Source organism: Rhodobacter sp. P2_H5 (genome assembly GCF_056403335.1).
Genome location: NZ_JBFUFS010000018.1, coordinates 1 through 26,064, shown reverse-complemented (window position 1 = coordinate 26,064; position 26,064 = coordinate 1). Strand labels below are relative to the sequence as shown.

26 protein-coding genes and 1 pseudogene are annotated in these 26,064 nt (G+C 65.8%); 24 read left to right on the top strand and 3 right to left on the bottom strand.

Annotated elements, in window-relative coordinates:
• Positions 1-8: 8 nt before the first annotated feature.
• The 23 genes from AC1DVR_RS19130 (at position 9) to folD (ending at position 22,090) form a co-directional block, all read left to right on the top strand.
• A complete protein-coding gene (locus AC1DVR_RS19130; RefSeq protein ID WP_478002205.1) occupies positions 9-845 on the top strand; it encodes a DUF6473 family protein in 837 nt (278 codons plus the stop codon).
• Between the two features lie 213 nt (positions 846-1,058).
• A complete protein-coding gene (argF, locus tag AC1DVR_RS19125) occupies positions 1,059-1,985 on the top strand; it encodes an ornithine carbamoyltransferase (RefSeq protein WP_478002204.1) in 927 nt (308 codons plus the stop codon).
• A 15-nt stretch (positions 1,986-2,000) separates the two neighbouring features.
• Positions 2,001-2,810 (top strand): dienelactone hydrolase family protein, encoded by an 810-nt coding sequence (locus AC1DVR_RS19120; protein ID WP_478002203.1) that lies wholly within the window; start codon positions 2,001-2,003, stop codon positions 2,808-2,810.
• A gap of 106 nt (positions 2,811-2,916) precedes the next feature.
• Positions 2,917-3,405: a DUF1993 domain-containing protein gene (locus AC1DVR_RS19115; protein WP_478002202.1), complete on the top strand. Its 489-nt coding sequence runs from the start codon at positions 2,917-2,919 to the stop codon at positions 3,403-3,405.
• Positions 3,406-3,471: 66 nt separating this feature from the next.
• Entirely contained in the window at positions 3,472-4,032 is a 561-nt protein-coding gene (locus AC1DVR_RS19110; RefSeq protein ID WP_478002201.1) for an isochorismatase family protein, read from the top strand.
• A gap of 11 nt (positions 4,033-4,043) precedes the next feature.
• Positions 4,044-4,676 carry a hypothetical protein gene (locus AC1DVR_RS19105; protein WP_478002200.1) on the top strand — a complete coding sequence of 211 codons (633 nt, stop codon included), beginning with the start codon at positions 4,044-4,046 and terminating at the stop codon, positions 4,674-4,676.
• A 53-nt stretch (positions 4,677-4,729) separates the two neighbouring features.
• Entirely contained in the window at positions 4,730-5,389 is a 660-nt protein-coding gene (locus AC1DVR_RS19100) for a PAS domain-containing protein (RefSeq protein WP_478002199.1), read from the top strand.
• 18 nt (positions 5,390-5,407) lie between these two features.
• The gene (gene ybgC, locus AC1DVR_RS19095; RefSeq protein ID WP_478002198.1) at positions 5,408-5,803 is read left to right on the top strand and encodes a tol-pal system-associated acyl-CoA thioesterase; all 396 of its coding nucleotides are present in this window, start codon (positions 5,408-5,410) and stop codon (positions 5,801-5,803) included.
• A gap of 171 nt (positions 5,804-5,974) precedes the next feature.
• The gene (gene tolQ / locus AC1DVR_RS19090) at positions 5,975-6,679 is read left to right on the top strand and encodes a protein TolQ (protein WP_478002197.1); all 705 of its coding nucleotides are present in this window, start codon (positions 5,975-5,977) and stop codon (positions 6,677-6,679) included.
• Positions 6,680-6,682: 3 nt separating this feature from the next.
• A complete protein-coding gene (gene tolR, locus AC1DVR_RS19085; protein WP_478002196.1) occupies positions 6,683-7,156 on the top strand; it encodes a protein TolR in 474 nt (157 codons plus the stop codon).
• Positions 7,157-7,165: 9 nt separating this feature from the next.
• A complete protein-coding gene (gene tolA / locus AC1DVR_RS19080; protein WP_478002195.1) occupies positions 7,166-8,644 on the top strand; it encodes a cell envelope integrity protein TolA in 1,479 nt (492 codons plus the stop codon).
• Positions 8,645-8,702: 58 nt separating this feature from the next.
• Positions 8,703-10,037, top strand: coding sequence for a Tol-Pal system beta propeller repeat protein TolB (tolB, locus tag AC1DVR_RS19075; RefSeq protein ID WP_478002194.1), 1,335 nt, complete (start codon positions 8,703-8,705; stop codon positions 10,035-10,037).
• Between the two features lie 98 nt (positions 10,038-10,135).
• Positions 10,136-10,693 (top strand): peptidoglycan-associated lipoprotein Pal, encoded by a 558-nt coding sequence (gene pal / locus AC1DVR_RS19070; RefSeq protein ID WP_478002193.1) that lies wholly within the window; start codon positions 10,136-10,138, stop codon positions 10,691-10,693.
• A 4-nt stretch (positions 10,694-10,697) separates the two neighbouring features.
• Positions 10,698-11,594, top strand: a complete 897-nt coding sequence (ybgF, locus tag AC1DVR_RS19065; RefSeq protein WP_478002192.1) for a tol-pal system protein YbgF — start codon at positions 10,698-10,700, stop codon at positions 11,592-11,594.
• Positions 11,591-12,823: a tRNA lysidine(34) synthetase TilS gene (tilS, locus tag AC1DVR_RS19060; protein WP_478002191.1), complete on the top strand. Its 1,233-nt coding sequence runs from the start codon at positions 11,591-11,593 to the stop codon at positions 12,821-12,823. The genes ybgF and tilS overlap by 4 nt, the downstream gene beginning before the upstream one ends.
• 78 nt (positions 12,824-12,901) lie before the next feature.
• Positions 12,902-14,803 carry an ATP-dependent zinc metalloprotease FtsH gene (gene ftsH, locus AC1DVR_RS19055; protein WP_478002190.1) on the top strand — a complete coding sequence of 634 codons (1,902 nt, stop codon included), beginning with the start codon at positions 12,902-12,904 and terminating at the stop codon, positions 14,801-14,803.
• Complete coding sequence (locus AC1DVR_RS19050; RefSeq protein WP_478002189.1) at positions 14,800-15,576, top strand: methyltransferase domain-containing protein; 777 nt, start codon at positions 14,800-14,802, stop codon at positions 15,574-15,576. Before ftsH ends, AC1DVR_RS19050 begins: the two co-directional genes overlap by 4 nt.
• Before the next feature lie 3 nt (positions 15,577-15,579).
• Positions 15,580-16,179, top strand: coding sequence for an MOSC domain-containing protein (locus tag AC1DVR_RS19045; RefSeq protein WP_478002188.1), 600 nt, complete (start codon positions 15,580-15,582; stop codon positions 16,177-16,179).
• 104 nt (positions 16,180-16,283) lie between these two features.
• The gene (locus AC1DVR_RS19040) at positions 16,284-18,083 is read left to right on the top strand and encodes a chloride channel protein (RefSeq protein WP_478002187.1); all 1,800 of its coding nucleotides are present in this window, start codon (positions 16,284-16,286) and stop codon (positions 18,081-18,083) included.
• A gap of 142 nt (positions 18,084-18,225) precedes the next feature.
• Positions 18,226-19,902 carry a formate--tetrahydrofolate ligase gene (locus tag AC1DVR_RS19035; protein WP_478002186.1) on the top strand — a complete coding sequence of 559 codons (1,677 nt, stop codon included), beginning with the start codon at positions 18,226-18,228 and terminating at the stop codon, positions 19,900-19,902.
• A gap of 77 nt (positions 19,903-19,979) precedes the next feature.
• Positions 19,980-20,312, top strand: coding sequence for a chorismate mutase (locus tag AC1DVR_RS19030; protein ID WP_478002185.1), 333 nt, complete (start codon positions 19,980-19,982; stop codon positions 20,310-20,312).
• A gap of 1 nt (position 20,313) precedes the next feature.
• The gene (locus AC1DVR_RS19025) at positions 20,314-21,189 is read left to right on the top strand and encodes a bifunctional 5,10-methylenetetrahydrofolate dehydrogenase/5,10-methenyltetrahydrofolate cyclohydrolase (RefSeq protein WP_478002184.1); all 876 of its coding nucleotides are present in this window, start codon (positions 20,314-20,316) and stop codon (positions 21,187-21,189) included.
• A 10-nt stretch (positions 21,190-21,199) separates the two neighbouring features.
• On the top strand, positions 21,200-22,090 hold the full coding sequence (gene folD, locus AC1DVR_RS19020; protein WP_478002183.1) for a bifunctional methylenetetrahydrofolate dehydrogenase/methenyltetrahydrofolate cyclohydrolase FolD: 891 nt from the start codon (positions 21,200-21,202) through the stop codon (positions 22,088-22,090).
• A 51-nt stretch (positions 22,091-22,141) separates the two neighbouring features.
• On the opposite strand, the gene pdeM is transcribed toward folD, so the two are convergent.
• Positions 22,142-22,783 (bottom strand): ligase-associated DNA damage response endonuclease PdeM, encoded by a 642-nt coding sequence (gene pdeM, locus AC1DVR_RS19015; RefSeq protein ID WP_478002182.1) that lies wholly within the window; start codon positions 22,781-22,783, stop codon positions 22,142-22,144.
• A 71-nt stretch (positions 22,784-22,854) separates the two neighbouring features.
• Entirely contained in the window at positions 22,855-25,233 is a 2,379-nt protein-coding gene (locus AC1DVR_RS19010) for a ligase-associated DNA damage response DEXH box helicase (RefSeq protein ID WP_478002181.1), read from the bottom strand.
• Positions 25,234-25,470: 237 nt separating this feature from the next.
• Between AC1DVR_RS19010 and AC1DVR_RS19005 the strand changes: the two genes are divergently transcribed.
• A complete protein-coding gene (locus AC1DVR_RS19005) occupies positions 25,471-25,815 on the top strand; it encodes an ADP-ribosylation/crystallin J1 (protein ID WP_478002180.1) in 345 nt (114 codons plus the stop codon).
• 10 nt (positions 25,816-25,825) lie between these two features.
• Here the strand turns inward: AC1DVR_RS19005 and AC1DVR_RS19000 are convergent.
• A pseudogene (locus tag AC1DVR_RS19000) lies at positions 25,826-26,064 on the bottom strand (hypothetical protein); the annotation flags it as partial.

The following is a 26,064-nucleotide window of genomic DNA, read 5'->3' as shown; positions in this document are numbered from 1 at the left end:
TGGGTACAATGGCCTATGCTTTGGCAAGCGAGGGCGCTTTAGACTATTTTCCGTGCCATTACGGCACGTCCGGCCTGACGTTTCGCGGGCCGCGCCGGTCGCTGGACCGGCCTTATGTCGCCTTTCTGGGCGGCAATGAAACCTATGGCAAGTTCATCCCCGATCCTTTCCCCGACCTGGTCGAGGAAGAGGTGGGCTATGGCGCGGTCAACCTCGGCTGGTCGAACGCCGGGCTGGACCTTTACCTGTCCGAGCCGGGCCTGACCGAGATTGCCGCCGGAGCGGAGGCTGTGGTGCTGCAGGTGCTGGGCGCGGGCAACCTCACGAACCGCTATTACAAGGTGCATCCGCGCCGCAACGACCGCTTTCTCGGGCCGACGCCGATGCTGAGAACCCTGTTCCGCGATGTCGATTTCACCGAGTTTACCTTCACCCGGCATCTGCTGTTCACGCTGCAGGAACGCTCGCCCGACCGGTTCGAGGTGCTGGCGGATGAGCTGCGCAGCACCTGGCTTGCGCGGATGGCGCAGCTGATGGCGCGGCTGCCCAAGCGGACGCTTCTGCTCTGGGTGGCCGATCAGCCGCCGCCGCAGGTCGGGCGGCGCGCCCGGATGGACCGGGACCCTTTGCTGATCGACGCCGAGATGCTGGCCGCCGTGCGCCCCTTGGCCCGGCTCTATGTCGAGGCGGTGGTGCGCGAGGGCGAAACCGCGCCGGGCCGGGATCTGGGCGGCATGGTCTTTGCCCCCGAAGATCGCCGCGCCGCGCATCGTTTGCCGGGTCCGAGGCTGCACCGCGAAGTCGCCAAAATGCTGGCCGAGGCGCTGGACAAGGCGATTCCCTGACCCGCGCCGCGGCGGCCCTGCCGGGGCAGGGGGCGAAAAAACCGCCGCAACAGCGCGAACTTCGCTGTAAAACCTGAGGATTGCGAGTGGCGCTGGCCGCAAGACAGCGCTAGCCTTGCGCTTTACCGGCCGGATCTCCGGCCCAAGGCCTTCGCACATATCCCAAGAGGCCCGGGGGGCGGACCCTTCCGGCGGCCTGCAAGAAAGACTGAGATGAAAAACTTCCTCGACCTGCACAAGACCGACGCGGCAGACCTGCGGCACATGATCGACGCGGCCCATGCGATGAAGACCGCGCGCCGCGACCGCCCGAAAGGCGCCCCGGATGACGACCAACCGCTGGCCGGGCGCATGGTGGCGCTGATCTTCGAAAAGCCCTCGACCCGGACCCGCGTCTCTTTCGACGTCGGCGTGCGCCAGATGGGTGGGCAGACCATGGTCCTGTCGGGCAAGGAGATGCAGCTGGGTCACGGCGAGACCATCGCCGACACGGCGCGCGTCCTGTCGCGCTACGTCGACCTCATCATGATCCGCACCTTCGAGGAAGCCACCCTTCTGGAGATGGCCGAACATGCGACGGTGCCGGTGATCAACGGCCTGACCAACCGCACGCATCCCTGTCAGATCATGGCCGACATCATGACCTATGAAGAACACCGCGGCCCGATCGCCGGGCGCAAGGTGGTCTGGGCGGGCGACGGCAACAACGTCTGCGCCAGCTTCATCCATGCCGCTGGCCAGTTCGGCTTTGATCTGACCTTCACCGGGCCGGAAACCCTCGACCCCGAGGCGAAGTTCGTCGATTTCGCCCGCGCCCGCGGCTCGGATATCCAGATCGAACGGGACCCGGCCCGCGCCGTCCTGGGCGCCGATCTGGTGGTGACCGACACCTGGGTGTCGATGCACGACCCGGAATCCGCCAAGGAGCGCCGCCACAACCAGCTGCGCGGCTATCAGGTCAACGAGGCCCTGATGGCCCATGCCAAGCCCGATGCCCTGTTCATGCATTGCCTGCCCGCGCATCGCAATGACGAGGTGACCTCCTCGGTCATGGACGGCCCGCATTCCGTGGTGTTTGACGAGGCGGAAAACCGGCTGCACGCGCAAAAGGCCATCATGCGCTGGTGCCTTGGCGCGTAACGCCGCGGGGCCGCGATGATCCGCGGGCTGGCGCTTGCCCTTGTCGCGGTCCTCGGCTTCTTGCTGGTGACGGGGGACTCCGGTCTTGCCGCACGGCTTCAGGCTTTGGTCTGGCCTGTGGCGCCCGGCCCGATGGTCGAAGTGACGCGCCCCGATCTTGCCAGTCCGGCAGAACACGAGGGCGCCGTTTACACGCCCCCGGCGCACCGCTTTGCGCCTCACACTTTCGCCTTCGCGGGGGCGGAGCGGCGGTACTACCTGCTGCCTGCACAGGGCACGGGCAGCGGCTTGCCGCCGCTGGTCCTGCTGCTGCACGGCTCGGGGCGCGACGGGCGGGCGATGCTGGACATGTGGCAGGGCGTGGCGGGGCAGGGGGCCATGCTTCTCGCGCCCGATGCGCGGGATCTGCGAGGCTGGAACCCGGCCGAGGATGGGCCGGCGTTTCTGACCGCCCTTCTGGCGCAGGCCGCGCAAGCTGCGCCTTTTGATCCGGCGTTTGTCTATGTCTACGGCCATTCCTCGGGGGCCAATATGGCGCTTTATCTGGGCCAGTGTACGGATTTTGCCGCGCGGGCCGTGGCCGTTCATGCCGGGGCGCTGGAGGATTGCGGCGCTCCGCACCACGCGCCCGCACGGCCCTATCTGATCCAGATTGGCGACCGGGACGCGACCTTTCCCCTCGCGGCGGTGCGCGCTTCGGCGCAGGGGATCGCAGCCAGGGGCAGCCCGGTGACTCTGGAAGTGATCCCCGGCCACGGCCACTGGTACTATGACGCGGGCCCGGCGCTGGCCGCCGATGCCTGGGACTTCTTCCAGCGCCAGTGACCACGCGGGCGCATGGCGCGGATGTGAGGGCCGCCCCCTTCCACACGCCCGCAATTGGTGCCATCAGTCGGCGCACCGTTCCGCAAGACCTTCCCAGGAGGAAAACATGCAATCCCCGGTTCCCGCCTTTGTCCATTCGCTGACCGCGCTGTCCAAGATCCTCGACAAGGCCGAGGCCTTTGCCGAAGCCAGGAAGATCAAGCCCGAGGTGATCCCCCAGCTGCGGCTGATCGCGGACATGCTGCCGCTCTGGCGCCAGATCACCATCGCCACCGACCACGCCAAGGGTGCCAGCGCCCGTCTGGCCGGGATGGAGGTGCCGTCCTTCGCCGATACCGAAACCACGCTCGCCGAGCTGAAAGAGCGGATCGCCAAGACCATCGCCTTCATCACCTCGATCCCCGACAGCGCCTATGAGGGTGCCGAGGCACGGATGATCACGATCAAGGCCGGCCCGCGCGAGATCACGTTCCCGGCGCCGCAATACTACGCCACCTATGCCCTGCCGAATTTCTTCTTCCACATGACGACGGGCTATAACATCCTGCGCAGCAATGGGGTCGAGATCGGCAAGGGCGATTTCCTCGGCGCCTGATACGAGCGGGCGCTGTCGGGGCAAGGGGCTTTGACAGCGCCGCCAAACGGGGAGGAGGACGGAGCAATGCAAGACACAATCCTTCTGGTGATCGACCTGCAGGAGGCGATGCGCGCCGAGCGGGATGCCGGCTGGCCCTGGGCCAACCCCGATGCGCCGCAGGTGGCGGGCGCGCTTCTGGCCGCCTTCCGCGCGGCGGGTCTGGGCGTGGTGCATGTCCACCACCATGGCGACGATCCGGACGATGGCTTTCATCCCGCCAACCCCCTGTCGCGCGCGATGGCGGAGGTTCAGCCGCGCGCGGGCGAGGCGGTGGTGATCAAGCACGGCTCCTCGGGCTTCATCGGCACCGGGCTGGAGGATCTCTTGCGCAAGGAAGGGGTCACATCGCTGGTCGTGGTCGGCGGCGAGGCCAACATGTGCGTCGAAAGCACGACGCGGATGGCGGGCAACCTCGGGTTTCGCACCACGGTGGTGGCCGATGCGCTGGTGAACTTTCCGCGCCGTCTGCGCGATGGCAGCACCGTCCCGGCAGAGATGGTGCTGGAGATGTCGCTGGCCAACCTGACCTCTTTCGCCCGCATCACCGACAGCGCCAGCGTCCTGGCCGAGATCCCCACTTCCTGACGAGTTAGCCCATGACGCCAGAACAGATCGCCGCCCTTTTCACCCGGTCCGACGGGTCATACCTCTTTGCCCGCTGGGGCCGGCCCATCGTTCCGGTGGTCTTCGGTGTCGAGGACAAGACGCTGGAGGTGGTGAAGGGCGCGATCGAGGCGGTCGTCACCCTCGCCGGGCACAAGATGGCCGAGACGGACGCCGAACTGGGCGCCAACCTGATGGTCTTCTTCCTGCGCGACTGGGCCGAACTGCCGCAGGTGCCGGGGCTGGACGGCATCGTGCCGGAACTTGGGCCGCTTTGCGACAGGCTGGCTGCGGCCAATGCCAACCAGTACCGCCTGTTCCGCTTCGATGCGCAGGGCGCGATCAAGGCGTGCTTCGTCTTCCTGCGCATGGATGCCGCCCTGGCGGATCTGCCCGCCGAGGATCTGGCCCTGGCGCAGATGGCGCAGGTCATCGTCCTGTGGTCGGAACGCGCCTTTGCGGGCACCTCGCCCCTCGCGCGCCTTGGCGGCGCGGTTGCCCTGCGCCCCGAGATCGCCGGCCTGATCCGCGCCGGCTATGATCCGGTGCTGCCGGCCTGCGCCACGGACCCTTCGCATGCCTTGCGGCTGTATGGCCGGCTGATTGCGCAGAATCTTCAGCTCTGATTAACCGCGCATCGCTAGGGTCTGCCGGAAAGAAACGCAGCGGGGCCCGTGTCATGCTGGATGACCAGAACAGCGAAACCTTGATCATCCGCAGCATCATCGACCGGATGAACGGCTTTCTCTACCGCTGTCGCAACGACAAGGCCTATTCCATGCTGTTCATGGCGGGCGATGTCGCGGCGCTGACCGGATGCGAGGCGCGGGCCTTCACCGGGCCGGAACAACGCTCCTACGCCGCGATGACCCATCCCGATGATCTGGACCCGGTCTATGCCGCGGTGGATCAGGCGCTGGCGACGCGGACCAACTGGGCTGTGGATTACCGCATCCTGCGTGCCGATGGCCGCGCGCTCTGGGTGCGCGAGGTGGGGGGCGGGGTCTTCGACGGCGACGAGCTTTTGTACCTGGAGGGGGCGGTGATGGACAGTGACGCCACCCGCCGGGCCGAGATGCGCAACATCGAGATGCTGGAAGCGATCTCTGACAAGGCACGGCTGTTGCTGGGCAACACCGTGCCGATTGTCGAGGTGCTGCGCACCCTGCGCATCCTTGCGATTAACGCGCGGCTTGAGGCGGGGCGCGCCGGGCCTTCGGGTGCCAGCTTCGGCTTCGTGGCGCATGAGGTCTCGCGCCTGGCCGAGGAGACCTCGATCCTGGCCGAACGCATCGCCACCGTGACCGGCCAGTTGCAGGACTTGCTGAAGGCGGGGTGAGGGCCTAACCTTGGCGCCATGCAGCCCCACAGCTTTACCTTGCGCGTCTATTACGAGGATACCGACCTTGCCGGCATCGTCTATTACGCCAATTACCTGAAGTTCATCGAACGCGCCCGCAGCGAATGGGTGCGCGGGTTGGGGCTGGACCAGACCCGGTTGCGCGCCGAACGCGGCCTTGTCTTCGCCGTCCGAAGGGTCGAGGCCGATTACCTCAGCCCCGCCCTGTTCGACGACGTGCTGGAGGTGCAGACAGCACGCCACAGCCAGACCGGCGCGCGGCTGGTGCTGGATCAGACGGTGCTGCGCGGTGAGACTCGCCTGTTTTTCGCCCGGGTGACGCTGGTCTGCCTGAACGCGGCCGGGGCTGCTTCGCGCATGCCAGCCGAATTGATCGCGGCCCTGCGGGTTTAGGGCCCGTTCTGCAGGCAAAACCCCCGAAATCTTAAAGAAAGCTGCGCAAATTTTGTTACTGCGGCGGCAACAATGCGCCGCTTGTCGCTGAACTATTGGCATTCCCCCTTAAATCCATATAGAATCACCGCTAACACGGGGCAAAAGACCCCAGGATAACGAGCAGGCGTAATGGACCAGACAGCACTTGCGGCAGCGGCGGCAGCGCCGGCGATTGATTTTTCTTTGCTTGCCCTTTTCATCCGCGCAACCCTGACGGTGAAGATCGTCATGACGGGGTTGATGCTCATGTCCTTCTGGTCATGGGCCGTCATCATCCAGAAGCACATCCTGTTCCGCGCCGCACGCAAGGAAGCGGCGGTGTTCGACCGCGCCTTCTGGTCGGGCGAGCCGCTGGACGAGCTGTTTGAAAAGATCGGCAGCCAGCCCGAGGGATCGTCAGAGAAGATCTTCTCGGCCGGCATGCTGGAATGGCGGCGCAGCCACCGTCAGGACGGCGGCTTGATCGCGGGGGCACAGGCCCGGATCGACCGGGCGATGGATGTCGCCATCAGCCGCGAATCCGAACGCCTGAACAAGGGTTTGAGCTTTCTCGCCACGACCGGTTCAACGGCACCTTTCATCGGCCTCTTCGGCACGATCTGGGGTATCAAGCACGCCTTTGAAGAGATTGCCATCAGCCAGAACACCAACCTCGCCGTCGTGGCCCCCGGCATCGCCGAGGCGCTTCTGGCCACTGGCATCGGCCTGATCGCCGCTATCCCGGCGGTGGTGTTCTACAACAAGCTGAACTCGGACAGCGAGCATATCCTTGGCGGCTACGAGGCTTTTGCCGACGAATTCGCCACCATCCTCTCGCGCCAGCTGGACGCCTGAGCCATGGGTGCAGGGGTCATGAAATCCGCAGGCGGGGGTGGGGGCAGACGCCGCCGCCACCGTGGCCGCGCCGCCGCGATGAGCGAGATCAACGTCACGCCCTTTGTCGACGTGATGCTGGTCCTGATGATCATCTTCATGGTGGCCGCCCCGCTGTTGACGGTGGGGGTGCCGGTCAAGCTGCCGGAAACCGCCGCCAATGCGATGCCGACCGAACAGGAAGAACCTTTGACCATCACGCTGACGTCGGATGGTCTGATCATGCTGCAGACCACCGAGATCGCGGATGCGGAACTGATCCCCAAGCTGAAAGCCATCGCGGCCGAGCGCAAGTCCGACAAGGTCTTCGTGCGGGCCGATGGTGCGGTCACCTATATGCGGGTGGCGCAGGTGATGGGGGCGCTGAATGCCGGCGGGTTCAACAACATCGGGCTTGTGACCGATCCCGGTGGCCCCAAGTTCGACGGCAGCAACTAGGACCTGTTGATGAAGAAGGGTCTCATCATCTCGGGCATCGGGCATCTGGGCCTGATCCTCTGGGCTTTGCTCGGGGGCTTCCTGCATTGGTCCTCCGAGACGCCGGAGATTCAGGTCACGCAGGTTTCCTTGCTGACCACGTCCGAGTTTGACGCGCTGAATGCCGCCGCCCCCAAGGCGAGCGAGGCGGCGGACAAGCCCGCAGCGCAGCCGAAGGCCTCGGCGCCTGCAAAGTCTGATGCGGCCAAGGCCGATGCCGCCAAGGCGGATGCCTCCAAGCCGGATGCGCCGCAACCTGATGCGCCCAAGCCCGATGCCGTGCCGCCGGCGCCCACGCCGAAGCCTGCCGCGCCGAAACCGGCGCCCAAGCCCAAACCCGCGCCGCAGCCCGACCCGACGCCGACTCCTGCGGTCGAGACGCCGCCTGATCCGGTGACGCCGCCTTCCGACACGCCGCAACCGCTGCCGGTGGCCCCTTCGGACATCAAGCCCGCGCCGCGCCCGGCCGACCGGGTCGCCTCGACCCCGGTGGAGGCGCCTGACCAGCCCAAGGTCGCCGACGCGCCGGTGCCGGAAAAGAGCGATACGCCCACGCCCGATGCCACCCCGGTGCCTGACAAACCCGCCGCAGCGCCGCCCGAGACGGTGACGGCGGTGGTGCCGGACGCCAAACCCACGACCGAGCCCGCCCCGCAGCTGGCGCCCACTTCCAGCCCGCGCCCGCCGTCCCGCCCCGCACCCGACGCGCCCGACCCCACCGCGACCGATACGGCTGCGGCAGATCCGACCGAGCCGGATACGACAGAGGCGGACGCCCAGGCCGCAGCCGATGCCAAGGCCGCCGATGACAAGGCCAAGGCGGATGCCAAGGCCGCGGCGGATGCGAAAGCAAAAGCGGACGCCAAGGCTGCGGCGGACGCCAAGGCCAAGGCGGATGCCAAGGCGAAAGCTGACGCCAAGGCGAAAGCCGACGCCAAAGCCAAGTCGGACGCCAAGGCCGCAGCGGCCAAGGCGGCTGCCGATGCCAAGGCCAAGGCGGATGCCGCCGGCAGCGCCGCCGATCAGGCGGCGATCGATGCGGCGCTGGCAGATGCGACGTCACCCACCTCGGCCGATGCGGCGGCGCCGTCGACATCCGGCAGCGGCGGCTCGGGCGATCAGGCCCTGGGTGCCGCGCTCAATTCCGGCGAGGTTGACAACCTCCGCCATGTGATCGGCCCGCTGTGGAACATCGGTTCGCTTTCGACCGAGGCCAGCCAGATCACCGTGACCATGCGCGTCAAACTGAGCCCGGAGCAAAAGGTTCTGTCGGTCGAGATGGTGGATTTCTCTGGCGGTAGCCAGTCCGCAGCCAAACAGGCCTTCGAGGCCGCCAAACGCGCCGTCTATCGCGGGGCGACCCTGGGGCTTGGCCTGCCCGCCGACAAATACGACACTTGGAAATCCATGCTGTTCACCTTTGACGCGAGCCAAGGAAAGTTGCGCTGATGCTGACCTTTGCCCAATTCGCCCGTTTTCCCGCCCGCCCTTATGCCACGAGGACCGAATGACACAACGCCATTCCCTATCCCGCTTTTTTGGGCCGATTGCGCTTTGCCTCGGCCTGATGACGGCTGCTGCCGCGCAGGCAGAAGAGCCGCACATCACCTTCACCGATCCGGTAATCGAGCCGATGCCCTATGCGGTACCTGACTTTCAGGCATTGAACGGCGAGGCTACCCAGGCAGCGCACGATCTGGCGCGCGTGGTCGCGGATGACCTGAGTGGTACCGGGCTCTTCCGGGAAATTCCTGCTTCGGCCTATATCAGCGGGATCTCCGGCTTTGACGCTCCGATTGCCTATAACGACTGGCAGGCGATCAGTGCGCAGGTGCTGATCACAGGCGCTGTGCAATCCACGGGCGGCAAGCTGGTGGTGAAATTCCGCATGTACGACGTGGCCTCGGGCCAGCCCCTGGGTGATGGGCTGCAGTTTGCCGGCTCTGCCAAAAGCTGGCGGCGCATGGCGCATAAAGTGGCAGACGCCGCTTACAGCCGCATCACCGGTGAGGGTCCGTATTTCGACAGTCGGGTGATCTTCGTCTCGGAATCCGGGCCCAAGGACGCGCGGCAAAAGCGGCTGGCGGTGATGGACTACGACGGCGCCAATGTGCAGTACCTGACCGACAGCAAGTCGATCGTGCTGGCGCCGCGCTTTTCGCCGAGCGGTGACCGCATCCTTTACACCTCCTATGCCTCGGGCTTTCCGCGCATCTATGTGATGAACACCGGCAACCTCGCGACCAAGGTGCTGGATGAACAGCCCGGCTCGATGACCTTCGCGCCGCGCTTTGCGCCGGATGGTCATACGGTGGTCTTCAGTCTGGAAAAGGACGGCAACTCGGACCTTTACACACTCAACATCGACAGTGGCGCGCTGAAGCAGTTGACCAATGCCCCCTCGATCGAAACCGCACCTTCGTTCAGCCCGGATGGCAGCCAGATCGTCTTTGAAAGCGACCGCTCGGGCCAGCAGCAGATCTACATCATGCCGGCGGGTGGCGGCGAGGCGACGCGGCTTTCTTCGGGCAAGGGGCGCTATGGCACCCCGGTCTGGAGCCCGCGCGGCGACCTGATAGCCTTCACCAAGATCGCGGATGGCCGCTTCTACATCGGCGTGATCCGCACCGATGGCACGGACGAACGCCTGCTGACCGCCTCTTTTCTGGATGAGGGTCCGACCTGGGCGCCGAACGGTCGGGTGATCATGTTCACCCGCGAAAGCCCCGGTGCGACGGGCTCCGCGACGCTCTATTCGATCGATGTCTCGGGGCGCAACCTGCATCAGGTGCCAACGCCCGGTTCCGCTTCCGACCCCTCGTGGTCGCCTCTCCTGCCCTGATAAGCTGCCGCAGTCTGCTCACAGCCAACCTGTTAACAGACTGCGGCAAAGCTGTTATATTCCCGGCCATCGAGCCGCCAAGAACAAGGAAAACCCCCATGTCGTTTCGCTTTGCTATTCCCGTCAAGGTGTTGCTGATCGTCTCAGCCCTCGCCTTGTCGGCCTGCCGTAACCCCGACCGCTTTGGCGGTGCTGGCGGGGATCTGGGTGCCAACGGGGCCAATGGCGCCAATGGCGTGGGCGGCAACGGGGTGACGACCTCGGGCCTCGGCGATCCGTCCAACCCGACCTCGGTGGCCTATTTCAACCAGACCGTCGGCGACCGCGTGCTGTTCCTCGTCGACCAGTCCACCCTGTCTGACACCGCGCGCTCCACGCTGAACGGTCAGGCCAAATGGCTGCAGACCAACCCGGAATATGCGATCATCGTGGAAGGCCATGCCGACGAACAGGGCACCCGCGAATACAACATCGCGCTTGGCGCCCGTCGCGCCGACGCGGTCAAGAACTATCTGATCTCGCAAGGGATCTCCGGCAAGCGGATGCAGACCGTGTCTTACGGCAAGGAACGCCCGATCGCGATCTGCTCGGAGGAAAGCTGCTACGCGCAGAACCGTCGCGCCGTGACCGTCCTCTCGATGGGTTCGGGGTCGTAAGGTCATGATGCGCTGGCTTCTGGCTGCTACATTGCTTCTGCCGCTTCCTGCCGCCGCGCAGGATGCCAAGTCGCTTGCCGATGTGAAGGCCGAGCTGGCGCAGCTGGCCGCACAATTCCTGTCGCTGAAGAAAGAGCTGGTGACCACTGGCGCCGCCACCAATGGCAGCGCCGGGGGTGACGCCCTGCAACGGATGGATTCCATCGAGGCCGAGCTGACCAAGCTGACCGCCAAGACCGAAGAGGTCGAGCAGAAGGTCAACGCGGTGATCGCCGATGGCACCAACCGGATCGGGGATATCGAGTTCCGCCTTTGCGAACAGACCGAGGGCTGTGATCCCGCCAGCCTGCCCGCGACGCCCGATCTGGGTGGCATGGCCAAGGGCGTTGCCAGCAGCAGTGCCGGCACCGCGACCAAGCCGAAGCCCAAGCCTGCGGCGGACGGCACGACCACGGCGCCCGCCCCGGGCACCGACACCACCCCGGCCCCCGCACCCGCCGATACCGGGGTCGAGATGACCGTCAATGAAAAAGCAGATTTCGACCGGGCCAAGGGGGTGCTCGATTCCGGTGACTTTCCTGGCGCCGCGGATCTCTTTAAGACCTATGCCCAGGCCTACCCCGGGGGCCCCCTAGTCCCGCAAGCCGACCTGCTGCGCGGGGATGCCCTTAGCCAGACCGGCGACACCGCCAATGCGGCGCGGGCCTATCTCGACAGCTTCTCGGCCAGCCAGACCGGGCCTTTGGCCGGTCAGGCGCTGACCAAGCTCGGCCAGTCGCTGGGCAAGCTGGGGCAGGGGCCCGAGGCTTGCGTGACGCTCGCCGAAGTTGGCAAACGCTTCCCCGGCTCGGCGGATGAGGCCAATGCCAGGAACGCCATGGCGGCGCAGGGCTGCCCTTGACGGATCTGCCCGCTCGCCTTCTGGCGGGATTTGAGCGGGCCGGGCTGACGCAGACCGGCTCTTTGGCCCTCGCCGTCTCAGGCGGCGGGGATTCCACCGCGATGCTGCATCTGGCGGTGGAGGCTGGGCTCAAGCCTGCCGTGGTGACGGTGGATCACGGGTTGCGGGATGGTTCCGCCGCCGAGGCCGCGATGGTCGCTCGCGTGGCGCAATCGCTGGGCCTGACACATCAGACGCTTCTCTGGCAGGGCTGGGACCGGACCGGCAACCTGCAGGATCAGGCGCGCAAGGCCCGGCGCCGGCTGATGGCCGAATGGGCGCGGACGGAGGGGATCGACGCGATTGCCCTGGCCCATACCAGCGATGATGTGGCCGAAACTTTCCTGATGCGGCTGGCGCGCGGCGCGGGGGTCGATGGCCTGGCCGCGATGTCGGCGCTTTGGGCCGAGAGTGGGGTGACCTGGGTGCGCCCGATGCTGGGCTTGGCGCGGGCCGATCTGCGCCATTGGCTCAGCGCGCGGGGCCTGACCTGGGCCGAAGACCCCTCCAACCAGAACCTGCGCTTTGAACGGATCAAGGCGCGTCAGGTCCTGCCATTGCTGGAACCGATGGGCCTGACGCCCGCCCGCCTGGCCGAGGTCGCATCCCATCTGGCCGAAGCGCGGCAGGCGCTGGATGCTCTGGCCGATGACTGGGCCGCGCGCTGCCTGATCCCCGAGGCCGGCACTGTCCTGATCCTGCCCGCGCTCTGGCAGGCCCCGTCAGAGACCCAGCGCCGGCTACTGACCCGCATCCTCTTGTGGATCGCCCCCGCCGCCTATGCCCCGCGCGGGGCGCAGATTGGCTTTCTGGCACAGCGGCTGGCGTCGGGGCAGGCGGCGACATTGGCCGGGTGCCGCTTCATCGTCACCCCCAAGGGCCTGCGCGCCCTGCGCGAGGCCAGGGCTGCAGCGCCGCGCACCCAAGCCGCCGTCTGGGATGGGCGTTGGCGGATCATCGGACCCAGACCACAGGGGGCCGAGATTGGCGCCCTGACGGCAGAGGGCCTCCTCCAATGCCCCGACTGGCGCGCCACCGGCCTGCCGCGCGCCGCCCTGCTGGCCTCCCCCGCGCTCTGGCTTGAAGACAGGCTGATCGCCGCCCCCCTTGCCGGGCTTGGATCAGCGGCCTATAGCGCGATACCGCTACAAACATGGCTTGGGCGCAACTCTGCCATCTTATCGCATTGAACCGGCCAAACGAATGTCTATCTTGTAAGCCAAAGCGGTGTGTCTGCGTCAGGCATGCTGCGTCAGAAGGAGTTCCAGGTGGGAAACGCACGCAATATTGCATTCTGGGTGGTACTGTTGGTGCTGGTGCTGGCACTGTTCAACCTCTTCAACAGCTCCAATAACTTCACGGCCCAGACGGTTTCCTATTCGGAGTTCATCGGACGGGTGAACTCGGGTGACGTGAAGTCGGTGACGCTGGACGGTGAACAGATCCGCGTCACGGCCAAGGATGGCAGCCATTACATCGCGATCCGCCCGACCGGCGAACAGGTGACGGACAAGCTGCTCGACAAGGGCGTGGAAGTCCGCGCCGACCCGCAAGAGCAATCGAGCCTGATGACGGTGATCACGGCCTGGCTGCCCTTCGTGCTGCTGATCGGGGTCTGGATCTATTTCATGAACCGCATGCAGGGCGGCGGGCGCGGCGGTGCGATGGGCTTTGGCAAGTCGCGCGCCAAGCTTTTGACCGAAAAGCAGGGTCGCGTGACCTTTGACGACGTGGCCGGCATCGACGAGGCCAAGGAAGAGCTGGAAGAGATCGTAGAATTCCTGCGCAACCCGCAGAAATTCTCGCGTCTTGGCGGCAAGATCCCGAAGGGCGCCCTTCTGGTTGGCCCGCCCGGTACCGGTAAGACGCTTCTGGCCCGCGCCATCGCGGGTGAGGCGGGGGTGCCTTTCTTCACCATCTCGGGTTCCGACTTCGTGGAAATGTTCGTTGGTGTGGGCGCCTCCCGTGTCCGCGACATGTTCGAACAGGCCAAGAAGAACGCGCCCTGCATCGTCTTCATCGACGAAATCGACGCCGTCGGCCGTGCGCGTGGCGTGGGCATCGGCGGTGGTAATGACGAACGCGAACAGACCCTCAACCAGCTTCTGGTCGAGATGGACGGGTTCGAGGCCAACGAGGGCGTGATCATCGTCGCCGCCACCAACCGCAAGGACGTGCTGGACCCCGCGCTGCTGCGTCCGGGCCGGTTTGACCGCCAGATCCATGTGCCCAACCCCGATATCAAGGGCCGCGAAAAGATCCTCACCGTTCACGCCCGCAAGGTGCCGGTTGGCCCCGATGTCGATCTGCGCATCATCGCGCGCGGCTGCCCTGGCTTTTCGGGTGCTGACCTTGCTAACCTGGTGAACGAAGCCGCCCTGATGGCCGCGCGCTTTGGCCGCCGGTTCGTGACGATGGAAGATTTCGAGCAGGCCAAGGACAAGGTCATGATGGGCGCCGAGCGCCGGTCGATGGTCTTGAGCGATTCCGACAAGGAAATGACCGCCTATCACGAGGCTGGGCACGCCATCGTCGGCATCTCGCTGCCGAAATGTGACCCGGTCTACAAGGCCACGATCATCCCGCGCGGCGGTGCCCTTGGCATGGTGATGAGCCTGCCGGAGATGGACCGCAATTCCTGGCACAAGGACCAGATGAAGAGCCGCATGGCGATGGGCATGGCCGGCAAGGCCGCCGAGATCTTCAAATGGGGCGCGGATTCGGTCTCCTCGGGGGCCAGCGGCGACATCCAGAACGTCTCGGCCGTGGCGCGCGCCATGGTGATGCGCTGGGGGATGTCGGATCTGGTCGGCAACATCGACTATTCGGAAGCGCATGAAGGCTACAACGGCGCCACCGGCGGCTTCTCGGTCTCGCCCGAGACCAAGACGCTGATCGAGGCCGAGGTGAAGCGCCTGATCGACGAGGCCTACGAGCTGGCCTACAAGATCATCTCGGAGAAATCCGAGGGCTTTGAACGGCTGGCGCAGGGTCTCTTGGAATACGAGACCCTGACCGGCGACGAGATCCGCAAGGTTCTGGCGGGCGAGCCGCTGGACAGCGACGATGACAAGACCTCCTCGGGCGGTGGCTCGACCTCGGTCCTGTCGATCCCGAAGACGAGGGTCACGGTCGCCAAGCCGGGGATCGAACCGGAGCCCTCGGCGTGAGCCTGAGTGCCAAAACCGACTGGAACCCCGAAACCTACGCAAGGTTTCGGGGTTTGCGTTTGCGCCCCCTTGTGGACCTTTTGCTGCAGGTCGGCGATCTGCCCGAAGGGGCGGTGATCGACCTTGGCTGCGGCGATGGTGCGGCGGTGGGACCGGTGCGGCAACGCTATCCGGCGCATCCGCTGATCGGGGTGGACAATTCGCCCACCATGCTGGCCCGGGCCGAGGGCTATGACCGGCTGATCGAGGCGGACGCCGCCACCTGGCAGGCCGATGCGCCGCCCGCGTTGATCTTCTCCAACGCTGCCCTGCACTGGCTCCCTGACCATGACAGCCTGATGCCGCGCCTGGCGGGAATGCTGGCTCCCGGCGGCACGCTGGCGGTGCAGATGCCGCGCCAGTATCTCGCCCCTTCGCACCGTTTCCTGCGTGACATCGCGGCAGCACTTTACCCCGACCGCTTCGACTCCTGCCATTTCGAGGCGCCGGTGCAGACCGCACAGGGCTATTGGCAGCTCCTGTCGCCCCTCGGCGCGGTGCAGGCCTGGGAGACGGAATACCTGCAACGGCTTGACCCGACCGAGGGCATCCACCCGGTCCATGCCTTCACCCAATCCACCGCCATGCGCCCCTATGTCGAAAAGTTGACCGAGGCCGAGGCCCGCGCCTTTGCCACCGCCTATGATCAGGCGGTGCATTCCGCCTATCCGCTGCTGCCGGACGGGTCCTGCCTGATGCCGTTCCGCCGGGTGTTCTTCACGCTGAAAGTCTGACCCATGCCGATCCTGAAACCGACGCAATTCACCGGACGCATCACCTTTCTGGGGCGGATGATCGGCACTTATGGCCTTCTGGACACCGAACCCGCCACGACCCTGACCGCGACCTTTGCCGGCATCGCGGGCGAGGCGCATGAGGGCGTCGTCGTGCCCTCCTGCAGCCGGATGACCGCGCAGTACCCCGAGGGCACGCCGGTCGCCAACACGCGGCAGGTCTCGGTCCTGTCGGCCGAGGAACTGGCCGAGACGGCAGAGCGCATGGGCTTGCCCAGCCTGGACCCCCGCCTTCTGGGGGCCACGATGGTGATCGAAGGCATCCCCGATTTCAGCCATATCCCGCCGGGGTCGCGGCTGCAGGGCTCCTCCGGGGCGACGCTGGTGGTCAACCTGAACAACCGGCCCTGCACCATCCCCTCCCGCGCGATCGAGGCGGCGCATCCGGGCTTTGGCAAGGCGTTCAAGCCTGCGGCCGCGGGGCGACGCGGCGTGGTGGCCTGGGTCGAACGCGAGGGCAGCTTTGCCCTCGGCGACACGCTACGCCTGCATATCCCCGACCAGCGCGGCTGGAAGTTCAGCGCCGCGGCCCTGGCCGGTTAAGCGCACAGGGAACTGCGGACCTTCAACAAGTTGAAGCCCTTGCCCGTTGCCAGAACGCGGCCTGCGGCTTAAGGCCGGGACAGCCCCCCTGTTCAGGCCTTCCAATGTTCCGCGTGCCATTCGAGACCCTGCACCACCGCTACCGCGCCCTGCGCCTGCGTCTGGCAGAGTTCCAGCGCGCCGCGCGCAACCATGAGACCTGGCTGATCGGCTGCGCCATCCTGCTCGGCGCCGGGGTCGGGCTGATCACCTATGGTCTGCGCGAGTTGGTGACCTTTCTGCATGCGCTCGATTTCGGACTGGCACCGGGCGAGTTCCTCAGCGCGCAACTGACGCTGCATCCCCTGCGGCTGGCGCTGGTGCCCGCACTCGGCGGGCTGGTGCTGGGTCTGGTCACGCTGGCATGGCAACGCTGGCGCCCGGTCGAGATTGTCGACCCGGTCGAGGCCAACGCGCTCTATGGCGGCCAGATGTCGTTGCGCGATTCCCTGCGGCTGACCGGGCTGACCCTGATCTCCAACGCCAGCGGCGCTTCGGTGGGGATGGAGGCGGGGTACAGCCAGCTCGGCTCCGGCCTCTTTTCGGTGGTGGGGGCCAAGTACCAGCTGCGGCGCGAGGATCAGCGGCTGATGGTCACGGCAGGCGCGGCCGCGGCGATTGCGGCAGCGTTCAACGCGCCGCTTGCCGGGGCGTTCTACGGGTTCGAGCTGGTCCACGGCAGCTACAGCACGCGCGGGCTGGCCCCGGTGACCGGCGCCGCCCTCGCCGGCGCCATGGTGATCCGCCTTCTGGGCAGTGACGCCCCGCTGTTCAGCGTCGCCGAGTTCTTCGTCATTCCGAACGGCTTCTACCTGCTCTTCGCGGCCCTCGGCCTTTTGGCGGCGGGGCTTGGCATCCTGACCATGCAATCGGCCACCTGGGTCGAACGCGCCCTGCGCGCGGTGCACATCCCGCAATGGCTGCGGCCGGCGGTGGGGGGCGGGCTTCTGTCGCTGATCGCCCTCTGGTCGCCGCAGGTGCTGGGCGCGGGGCATGGCGCGATCGAGTGGCACCTGAACCAGCCCTTGCCCCTGGTCATGATCCTGGCGCTTCTGGTGGCCAAGCTGGCGGCCTCGGCCGTCTCGCTCGGCGCGGGGTTTCGTGGCGGGTTATTTTCCTCCTCGCTGTTTCTGGGCGCGCTTCTGGGGGCGGCTTTTGTCGACGCGACGGCGCATGTCCTGCCGGTGATCTTCGCGCAGCGCCATGTCTTCATGCTGGTGGGCATGGGGGCAGTGGGGGCGGCGATCATCGGGGCGCCTTTCACGATGATCTTCCTGGTGCTGGAGGCGACCGGCGACTTTCCGGTGACGATGGGGGTCGCCATCGGGGTCATCGTCGCCTCCACCGTGGTGCGGCTGACCTTCGGCTACAGCTTTTCAACGTGGCGCTTCCATCTGCGCGGGCTCAGGCTGCGCGGCGGGCAGGACATCGGCTGGATCGCGACCTTGCGGGCGGGGCGCCTGATGCGGGCCGACGCCAAGGTGGTCGATCAGCGCCTGTCGCTGGCGGCCCTGCGCCGCCGGGCGCCGATTGGTGCCGCGAAATACCTTTTCGTCACGGATGAGACCGGGGCCTATACCGGCCTGATCGACGTGGTGGCGCTGCACGATCCCGACCTCGGCGATCTGGCCGACCTTGCCGTGGCCGCCGACCTCGCCCATGCGCCGCAAGCCTATCTGCTGCCCGAGGCCGACATCGCCGAGATCCTCAAGACCTTCTCGGACCGCCAGTCCGAGGTGCTGCCCGTGCTGGACGCCCCCGCCAGCCGCAAGGTCGTGGGCTATCTGACCGAGGCCTATTGCCTGAAACGCTATGCCCAGGAGCTGGAGCGCCGGCGCAGCGACGAGTTGGGGATGCCTGGCTAGGGATTTCCCGGATCGGGCCCTTCTTTCCGATCGGAAACCGGCGCTGGCGAATTTGACGCGGGCTTGGTCGGAAAAGCGACTCTGACGAGTCGTTTTCTTCGCTATCACGGGCGGGCTGCCATTTGCCGACCGGGAGAGAGACATGGCCTTCAAAACCGACATTGAGATTGCACGCGAAGCGAAGAAAAAGCCGATCATGGACATCGGCGCCAAGCTTGGCATCCCTGCAGAACATCTGCTGCCCTATGGCCACGACAAGGCCAAGGTCGGGCAGGACTTCATCAAGTCGCTGGAAAGCAGGCCGATGGGCAAGCTCATTCTGGTGACCGCGATCAACCCGACCCCTGCGGGCGAGGGCAAGACCACCACCACCGTGGGTTTGGGCGATGGCCTGAACCGGATCGGCAAGAAGGCGATCGTCTGCATCCGCGAGGCCTCGCTCGGCCCGAACTTCGGCATGAAGGGGGGCGCTGCGGGAGGCGGCTATTCCCAGGTCGTGCCGATGGAAGAGATGAACCTGCACTTCACCGGCGATTTCCACGCCATCACCTCGGCCCACAACCTGCTGTCGGCGATGATCGACAACCACATCTACTGGGGCAACAGCCTCGACATCGACCAGCGCCGGATCATGTGGCGCCGGGTGATGGACATGAACGACCGCGCGCTGCGCGATATCGTGGTGTCTTTGGGCGGCGTGTCGAACGGCTTCCCGCGCCAGACCGGGTTTGACATCACGGTGGCGTCGGAGGTCATGGCGATCCTCTGCCTGTCGAACGATCTGGAAGACCTGCAAAAGCGCCTCGGCGATATCGTCGTGGCCTATACCCGCGAGAAGAAGCCGGTCTATTGCCGCGACATCAAGGCCGATGGCGCGATGACAGTTCTCTTGAAAGACGCGATGCAGCCGAACCTGGTGCAGACGCTGGAAAACAACCCGGCCTTCGTCCACGGCGGCCCCTTCGCCAACATCGCCCACGGCTGCAACTCTGTCATCGCGACCAAGACTGCGCTGCGTTTGGGCGAATATGTCGTCACCGAAGCGGGCTTTGGCGCCGACCTGGGTGCGGAGAAGTTCTTTGACATCAAGTGCCGTAAGGCTGGCCTCAAACCCTCTGCTGCGGTCATCGTGGCCACCGTGCGCGCGATGAAGATGAACGGTGGCGTCGCCAAGGCCGACCTCGGTGCCGAGAATGTCGAAGCCGTCAAGAAGGGCTGCCCGAACCTTGGCCGCCATATCGGCAACGTCAAAGGCTTTGGCGTTCCGGTGGTGGTGGCGATCAACCACTTCTACTCCGACACCCATGCCGAGATTCAGGCGGTGAAGGATTATGTGGCCGCCCAAGGCGCAGAAGCGATCCTGTGCCAGCACTGGGCCAAAGGCTCCGCCGGGATCGAGGATCTGGCGCATAAGGTGGTCTCGCTTGCCGAAAGCGGCGCTGCCAATTTCTCGCCGATCTATCCCGACGAGATGCCGCTGTTCCAAAAGATCGAGACCATCGCCAAGCGGATCTATCACGCCGATGCGGTGCTCGCCGACAAGTCGATCCGCGACCAGCTGAAGGCCTGGGAAGCGGCGGGCTATGGCCATCTGCCGATCTGCATGGCCAAGACGCAATACTCCTTCTCGACCGACCCGAACCTGCGTGGCGCGCCCACCGGCCACTCGGTGCCGGTCCGCGAAGTGCGGCTTTCGGCCGGGGCGGGGTTTGTCGTGGTGATCTGTGGTGAGATCATGACGATGCCCGGCCTGCCCAAGGTCCCCTCGGCCGAGGTGATCCGGCTGAACGATCAGGGCTTCGTGGAAGGTCTGTTCTAGGGGGCCTGTTCTAAGGTGAAGTTGTTCCTTGCGCCGCCTTTCGCTAGAAGGGCGGCGCAAGGATCGAGGTGACTGCGATGAAAGCTGCCGACTGTACGACGATGACCGATATCCGGGCCGAGATTGACCGGGTGGACCGCGAACTGGTGGCGTTGTTTGCCGAGCGGACGACCTATATCGACCGCGCGGCCGAGATCAAGACCGGCATCGGCTGGCCCGCCCGGATCGGCGCGCGCGTCGAAGAGGTGGTGGCGAATGTCAGGGCCGAGGCCGTGCTGCATGGCCTGCCGCCAGACAAGCTGGAGAAGTTGTGGCGCAAGCTGATCGACTGGTCGATTGCCCGCGAAGAGGAAGTGTTGAGCAAGGAGGCCGGGCCGGAACCCCCGCCGTCCGACCTTACGAAAGGATGACATGAGCGCGACCCTGATCGACGGCAAGGCGATTGCCGCCCGCATGATGGCGGAGACTCGTGCGGAAGCGGCCGAGTTGGCCGAGGCGGGCTGGCAGCCGCGCCTGATCTCGATCTCGGTCGGGGATGTGGCGGCGGCGGAGCTTTACGTCCGCAACCAGCAGCGCCAGGCCGAGGCCGCCGGGGTCGCCTTCGAGGCGCGCAACTATCCGGCCGAGATCAGTCTGGAGCAGTTGACCGGGGTGCTGGCCGGATTGAACGCCGATCCGCGGGTCAATGGCATCATCATCCAGCGCCCCCTGCCGGCGCATATCCCGGTGAAAACCCTGCAAAAGGCCGTGCATCCCCTGAAGGACGTCGAAGGGATGCATCCCGCCTCGATCGGCAATATCGTCTACAACGATCTGGCCCTTGGCCCCTGCACGGCGGTGGCGGCGGTGGAGATCCTGAAGACCCTGCCCCTGAAGGTCGAGGGTCTGGATGTCTGCGTGATTGGCCATTCTGAGATTGTCGGCAAGCCGATTGCCTTTCTGATGATGGGTCTGGGGGCGACAGTGACGGTCTGCCACCACATGACGCGGCAGGTTGCCGTCCATTCGCGCGCCGCCGATGCGGTTTTTGTGGCGGTGGGCAAGCCGGGACTGGTGACGGGGGCCATGCTGAAACCGGGGGCGGCTCTGATCGACATCGGCATCAACCGGGTTGAGGGCAAGACCGTGGGCGACGCCGATTTCGCCAGCTGCGCCGAGGTGGCCGGCTGGATCACTCCGGTTCCGGGCGGCGTCGGTCCGGTGACGGTCGCCATCCTGATGAAGAACGCGGTCCTTGCGACCCGCATGCAAATGGACCATTACCGCGCCGCCTTTGCGGTCGCTTGAGGAGAAGAAGATGACGGCAAAGGTGATCGACGGCAAGGCTTTCGCGGCTGGCGTGCGCGCCCAGGTGGCCGAGGCGGTGGCGCGGCTGAAAGAGCAGAACGGCATCACGCCGGGTCTCGCCGTGGTGTTGGTGGGGGAAGACCCGGCCTCGAAGGTCTATGTGAAGAACAAGCATGCCTCGACCATCGAAGTCGGGATGAATTCCTTCGAACACCGGCTGGACGCCTCCACCTCGGAGGCCGATCTTCTGGCGCTGATCGCATCGCTCAACGCGGATCCTGCGGTGCATGGCATTCTGGTGCAGTTGCCGCTGCCGGGGCATCTGAATTCCGACCTCGTGATCAACGCGATTGACCCGGCCAAGGATGTCGACGGGTTCCACATCTCCAACGTCGGGCTTCTGGGCACCGGGCAGAAGAGCATGGTGCCCTGCACGCCGCTGGGTTGCCTGATGATGTTGCGCGATCACCATGGCTCTTTGTCGGGGCTGAATGCGGTGGTGGTCGGGCGGTCGAACATCGTGGGCAAGCCGATGGCGCAGCTTTTGCTGGGCGACAGCTGCACGGTGACGATTGCGCATTCGCGGACCAAGGACCTGGCGGCGGTCTGCCGCGGCGCGGATATCCTCGTCGCGGCGGTGGGCCGGCCCGAGATGATCACCGGCGATTTCGTCAAGCCGGGTGCGACGGTAATCGACGTCGGCATCAACCGGATCGAGCGCGACGGCAAAGGCAAGCTGGTGGGCGACGTGCATTATGCCAGCGCTGTCGAGGTGGCCGGTGCGATCACCCCGGTGCCGGGCGGCGTCGGGCCRATGACGATTGCCTGCCTTCTGGCCAATACCCTGACCGCCTGCTGCCGCGCCAATGGTTTGGCCGAGCCGAAGGGTCTGACGGCCTGAGCCGGCCCTGGAAGATGGGCAAATTGCCCATCCTACCAACCCCTGTTGCGCCTATCGCATCGGCCGGGGCAGGCATCTTGCCCCGGTCAGCACCGCCAGCGCGCGGGGCTGCATGAGCGCCTGCAGATCCGGGTGATCGCTGAAAAGCCCGCCGGTATAGGCGCCATAGGCGGGCAGGATCACCCGCGCTGTGTCAATGAGGAAACAGGGTGCGGTGCGGCCGGGCAGCCGGGCCTTCGGGTGATAATGACCTGATATTTCTAAACTTTCTGGCGTGGCGATGTGGCGGAAGGTCAGGCCTGCCACGCGCAGTTCCGCCCGGTGTGTGCCGCCAAGGTTGACGGGGCCTGCGTCATGGTTGCCCTCGATCCAGGTCCAGTCGCGCCCGGCCATCAGACGGGTCAGCCAGAGCCGGTCGCTCTCCTCCATCTCCGCGGCTGCCATCAGGTCATCGAAACTGTCGCCGAGGCAGATGACAGATTTCGCCTGCGTGGCCTCAAGATCCGCATCGAGGCGGGTCAGGGTGGCGCGGGTCTCGTAGGGCGGCAGAAGGCTGCCGCCGCGCCGGGCCAGGCGTTCGGATTTGCCGAAATGCAGGTCGGAGACCGTCAGCAGGCTTTGATCCGGCCAGAACAGCGCGCCGGAGGGCAGAGCGTGCAGGGTGGCAGGGCCGAGGGGGAAGGCATAGGGCATGGCGCCTCCGGCGGGAGTATTTGGGCAGAGAGCAATACAGGGGAAAGGTTAACAGAGGGAAGAGCCTGCGTTCACTCCAGCCCGGCATCGCGGAGGAGTTGGCGGGCGGCGTCGGCGGCGAGACGCTCGCGGCCCGCCCCATGGATCGGGACCACGCCGGGTTCCAGCATCAGGGGGGCGGCGAGCGGGGTGATCTGGGGGAGGCGGATCAGGTCGATGCGGGGGCCGACGCGGGTGAGAAGCGCCTCGATCCGGCCGAAGTCGACGAGGCCGCGCAGGGCCTCTTCCCGGGTGATGTCGAGGAGGAGGTGGTGCGGGTCAAAGCGGCGCAGCGTGTCGTAGAGGATGTCGGAGGAAAAGGTGGCCTGCCGGCCGGACTTGCGGCGGCCCTGGTTGGAGCGTTCGATCAGGCCGGCGATGATAGCGGTGTTGCGGAAGGTGCGTTTCATGACGGCGTTGCCGGCGAGCCAGGTTTCAAGGCCGTCGCGGAGGCGGGTCTTGTCGAAAAGGTCCGTGTTTTGAAGGGGTTCGAGGCCCCAGATCAGGGTGGCGTAGTCGGTGGCGACGAAGCCCAGGGGGGCGAGGCCGGCCGCCTCCATCTCTTTGGTGACGAGGAGGCCCAGGGTTTGCTGGGCGTTGCGGCCGGCGAAACCGTAGATGCAGAGGTGTTCGCGCCCGTCGTGGGGGAAGGATTCGATGAGCAGGCGGTTGGGCTCGGGCAAGCGGGAGACCTCGCGCTGGTGGGCGAGCCATTGGGCGGTGTGGGCGGGCAAGTCGGGCCAGCTGTCTTGCTGGAAGATCTGCAGGATGCGGTCGGAAAGCTGGGTGGAGGTGGCGAATTTGGTGCCGGAGAAGACGGCGACCTTGGGCGGGCGGCCGGGGTCGCGGGTGACTTCGACGGTGAGCTCGCGGAGGTTGGAGAAGCGGACGACCTCGCCGCCGATCAGGAAGGTGTCGCCGGGGGAGAGGGAGGCGGCGAAGTATTCCTCGATCTCGCCCAGGGGGGCGCCACGGCCTTTGAGGGCGACTTTCAGCGTCTCGATGTCGATGATCGTGCCAAGGTTCTGGCGGATCAGGGCTGCGACGCGGGGGTCGCGGAGGGTCCATTTATCGCCCCGGATCATCAGGCGTTGCCAGCGGTCATAGGCCTTCAGCGCATATCCCCCGGTAGCGACGAAATCGAGGCAGGCGTCGAATTCCGCTTTGGTCAGAAGGGCATAGGGGCCGGCGGTGATGACTTCTCGGTAGAGGGCGTCACCGTCGAAGGGGCCGGCGCAGGCACTGGCGAGGATGTGCTGGCAGAGCACATCACGGGGGCCGGGGCCGCGTGGCTCGCCGTCGAGGGTATGGGCTTTGACGGCCTCCAGCGCGGCCTGGCATTCGACCAACTCGAAGCGGTTGGCGGGGACGAGGAGGGCCTTGGAAGGGGCGTTGTAGCGGTGGTTGGCGCGGCCGATGCGCTGGACGAGGCGCTTGACGTTCTTGGGGGCGCCGACCTGGATCACGAGGTCCACGTCGCCCCAGTCGATGCCGAGGTCGAGCGAGCCGGTGCAGACCACGGCGCGAAGCTGGCCTGCGACCATCGCGGCCTCGACCCTTTCGCGCTGTTCGCGGGAGAGCGAGCCGTGGTGGATGCCGATGGGGAGCGCATCCTCGTTGGCCAACCACAGGTTATGAAAGAAGATTTCCGCCTGGGCGCGGGTGTTGTGGAAGATCAGGGTGATGTTGTGCTGACGCACCTGTTCGAGGATGGCGGGGATGGCGTATTTGCCGCCGCCGCCGCTCCATGGCGGGCTCGTGTCGGTGGTCAGCATCCGGATGTCGGGGTCGGGGCCGGGGTCAGCCACTAGGATTTGTGTTTGCGGACCCAGGAAGCGGGCGAGGGCGGGCGGGTCTTCGACGGTGGCGGAAAGGCCGACGCGGCGCAGGCCGGGGGCGAGGGTTTCGAGGCGGGCGAGTTGCAGCATCAACTGGTCGCCACGCTTGGATTCGGCCAGGGCGTGGATCTCGTCCACGATCACCCGCTGCAGGTTTTCGAAAATTCTTGGGGAATCTTCGTAGGTTAGCAGGAGGGCGAGGGATTCTGGCGTGGTCAGCAGGATGTGGGGCGGGTCGGCGCGTTGGCGGCGACGCTGGGTGTAGGTGGTGTCGCCGGTGCGATCCTCGATCCGGATGGGGAGGTTCGCACCCTCCACCGGGCGGCGCAGGTTGCGGCGGATGTCGGCGGTCAGGGCCTTGAGGGGGGAGATGTAGAGCGTGTGGAGGCCTTTGTATCCATTGGATAATTCGGCGAGCGTCGGCAGGAAGCCCGCAAGGGTCTTGCCGCCGCCGGTCGGCGCGATGAGCAGGGTGGAGGCGTCTTCGGACCGGTCCAGCATGGCGAGCTGGTGGGGGTGCAGGGTCCAGCCTTGGGTTTCGAACCATGCGGAGAGGGTCGGGGGGAGTTGCATGGGGGGAAGATAGGCGGTTTTGCCGGCAGGTGCGAGCGGTGTGTTAAGGCGCGGAATTTATGGAGAAAAGGGCCAAGTTGCCGAAAGGTTAACGGTCTTGCCCGCGTCTTCCTTTTGTCTTCCTTCCGTCTCTACACCGGGAAAGATGTCTTGGGGTCCGAATTGACTGGAAAATGGTTAACGCAAGGGCCGAATCGGGCATTTGCTTCGCTGAATTGATCTGAATAGATTGGCACGATGATCGCGACCCGCACCCTTTGGCGCCCCGTTGGGCCGGAAGAACTGGCCTTGATCCGGTTGAGCGGGATGAAGGCCTTTCCGCCGCGTCTGCCGGAGCAGCCGATCTTCTATCCGGTCACCACCGAGGACTATGCGGTCAAGATCGCCCGAGACTGGAATGTGAAGGCCAGTGGCGGGGGATTCGTTACCCGGTTTGAAGTTCTGACCAGCTACCTCGGCGGCTTTTCGGTGCAGGATGCCGGCGGACGGGCGCATCGGGAATATTGGATACCTGCGGAGGATCTGGGCGCGTTCAATGCCGCGATTGTCGGGTTGATCGAAGTGATCCACGAATTCCGGTAGCAACTGTCTTTCAGGCTTTGGTTTGGTTGTAGTCTTTGCCTGTTTTGACCATTGCGTTGAGAATTGTCAGGAGTTTTCTTGCGCAGGCGATGATGGCGACTTTTGTCGGTTTTCCGGCGGCGGCGAGTCGTGCTCTGAAGGCTTTGATGTTCGGATCGTGGCGTGAGGCGATGAGGCCGGCCAGGTAGAGGCTGCGTCTGATGGCGGGTCGCCCGCCCCAGATGCGGCGTTTGCCGCGCAGCCGCGCAG

What these genes read in the sequence shown, in the direction of transcription:
- AC1DVR_RS19130 (WP_478002205.1), top strand. Translation starts at nt 9, where the DNA reads ATGGCCTATGCTTTGGCAAGCGAGGGCGCTTTAGACTATTTTCCGTGC.
- argF (WP_478002204.1), top strand. Translation starts at nt 1,059, where the DNA reads ATGAAAAACTTCCTCGACCTGCACAAGACCGACGCGGCAGACCTGCGG.
- AC1DVR_RS19120 (WP_478002203.1), top strand. Translation starts at nt 2,001, where the DNA reads ATGATCCGCGGGCTGGCGCTTGCCCTTGTCGCGGTCCTCGGCTTCTTG.
- AC1DVR_RS19115 (WP_478002202.1), top strand. Translation starts at nt 2,917, where the DNA reads ATGCAATCCCCGGTTCCCGCCTTTGTCCATTCGCTGACCGCGCTGTCC.
- AC1DVR_RS19110 (WP_478002201.1), top strand. Translation starts at nt 3,472, where the DNA reads ATGCAAGACACAATCCTTCTGGTGATCGACCTGCAGGAGGCGATGCGC.
- AC1DVR_RS19105 (WP_478002200.1), top strand. Translation starts at nt 4,044, where the DNA reads ATGACGCCAGAACAGATCGCCGCCCTTTTCACCCGGTCCGACGGGTCA.
- AC1DVR_RS19100 (WP_478002199.1), top strand. Translation starts at nt 4,730, where the DNA reads ATGCTGGATGACCAGAACAGCGAAACCTTGATCATCCGCAGCATCATC.
- ybgC (WP_478002198.1), top strand. Translation starts at nt 5,408, where the DNA reads ATGCAGCCCCACAGCTTTACCTTGCGCGTCTATTACGAGGATACCGAC.
- tolQ (WP_478002197.1), top strand. Translation starts at nt 5,975, where the DNA reads ATGGACCAGACAGCACTTGCGGCAGCGGCGGCAGCGCCGGCGATTGAT.
- tolR (WP_478002196.1), top strand. Translation starts at nt 6,683, where the DNA reads ATGGGTGCAGGGGTCATGAAATCCGCAGGCGGGGGTGGGGGCAGACGC.
- tolA (WP_478002195.1), top strand. Translation starts at nt 7,166, where the DNA reads ATGAAGAAGGGTCTCATCATCTCGGGCATCGGGCATCTGGGCCTGATC.
- tolB (WP_478002194.1), top strand. Translation starts at nt 8,703, where the DNA reads ATGACACAACGCCATTCCCTATCCCGCTTTTTTGGGCCGATTGCGCTT.
- pal (WP_478002193.1), top strand. Translation starts at nt 10,136, where the DNA reads ATGTCGTTTCGCTTTGCTATTCCCGTCAAGGTGTTGCTGATCGTCTCA.
- ybgF (WP_478002192.1), top strand. Translation starts at nt 10,698, where the DNA reads ATGATGCGCTGGCTTCTGGCTGCTACATTGCTTCTGCCGCTTCCTGCC.
- AC1DVR_RS19045 (WP_478002188.1), top strand. Translation starts at nt 15,580, where the DNA reads ATGCCGATCCTGAAACCGACGCAATTCACCGGACGCATCACCTTTCTG.
- AC1DVR_RS19040 (WP_478002187.1), top strand. Translation starts at nt 16,284, where the DNA reads ATGTTCCGCGTGCCATTCGAGACCCTGCACCACCGCTACCGCGCCCTG.
- AC1DVR_RS19035 (WP_478002186.1), top strand. Translation starts at nt 18,226, where the DNA reads ATGGCCTTCAAAACCGACATTGAGATTGCACGCGAAGCGAAGAAAAAG.
- AC1DVR_RS19030 (WP_478002185.1), top strand. Translation starts at nt 19,980, where the DNA reads ATGAAAGCTGCCGACTGTACGACGATGACCGATATCCGGGCCGAGATT.
- AC1DVR_RS19025 (WP_478002184.1), top strand. Translation starts at nt 20,314, where the DNA reads ATGAGCGCGACCCTGATCGACGGCAAGGCGATTGCCGCCCGCATGATG.
- pdeM (WP_478002182.1), bottom strand. Translation starts at nt 22,783, where the DNA reads ATGCCCTATGCCTTCCCCCTCGGCCCTGCCACCCTGCACGCTCTGCCC.
- AC1DVR_RS19010 (WP_478002181.1), bottom strand. Translation starts at nt 25,233, where the DNA reads ATGCAACTCCCCCCGACCCTCTCCGCATGGTTCGAAACCCAAGGCTGG.
- AC1DVR_RS19005 (WP_478002180.1), top strand. Translation starts at nt 25,471, where the DNA reads ATGATCGCGACCCGCACCCTTTGGCGCCCCGTTGGGCCGGAAGAACTG.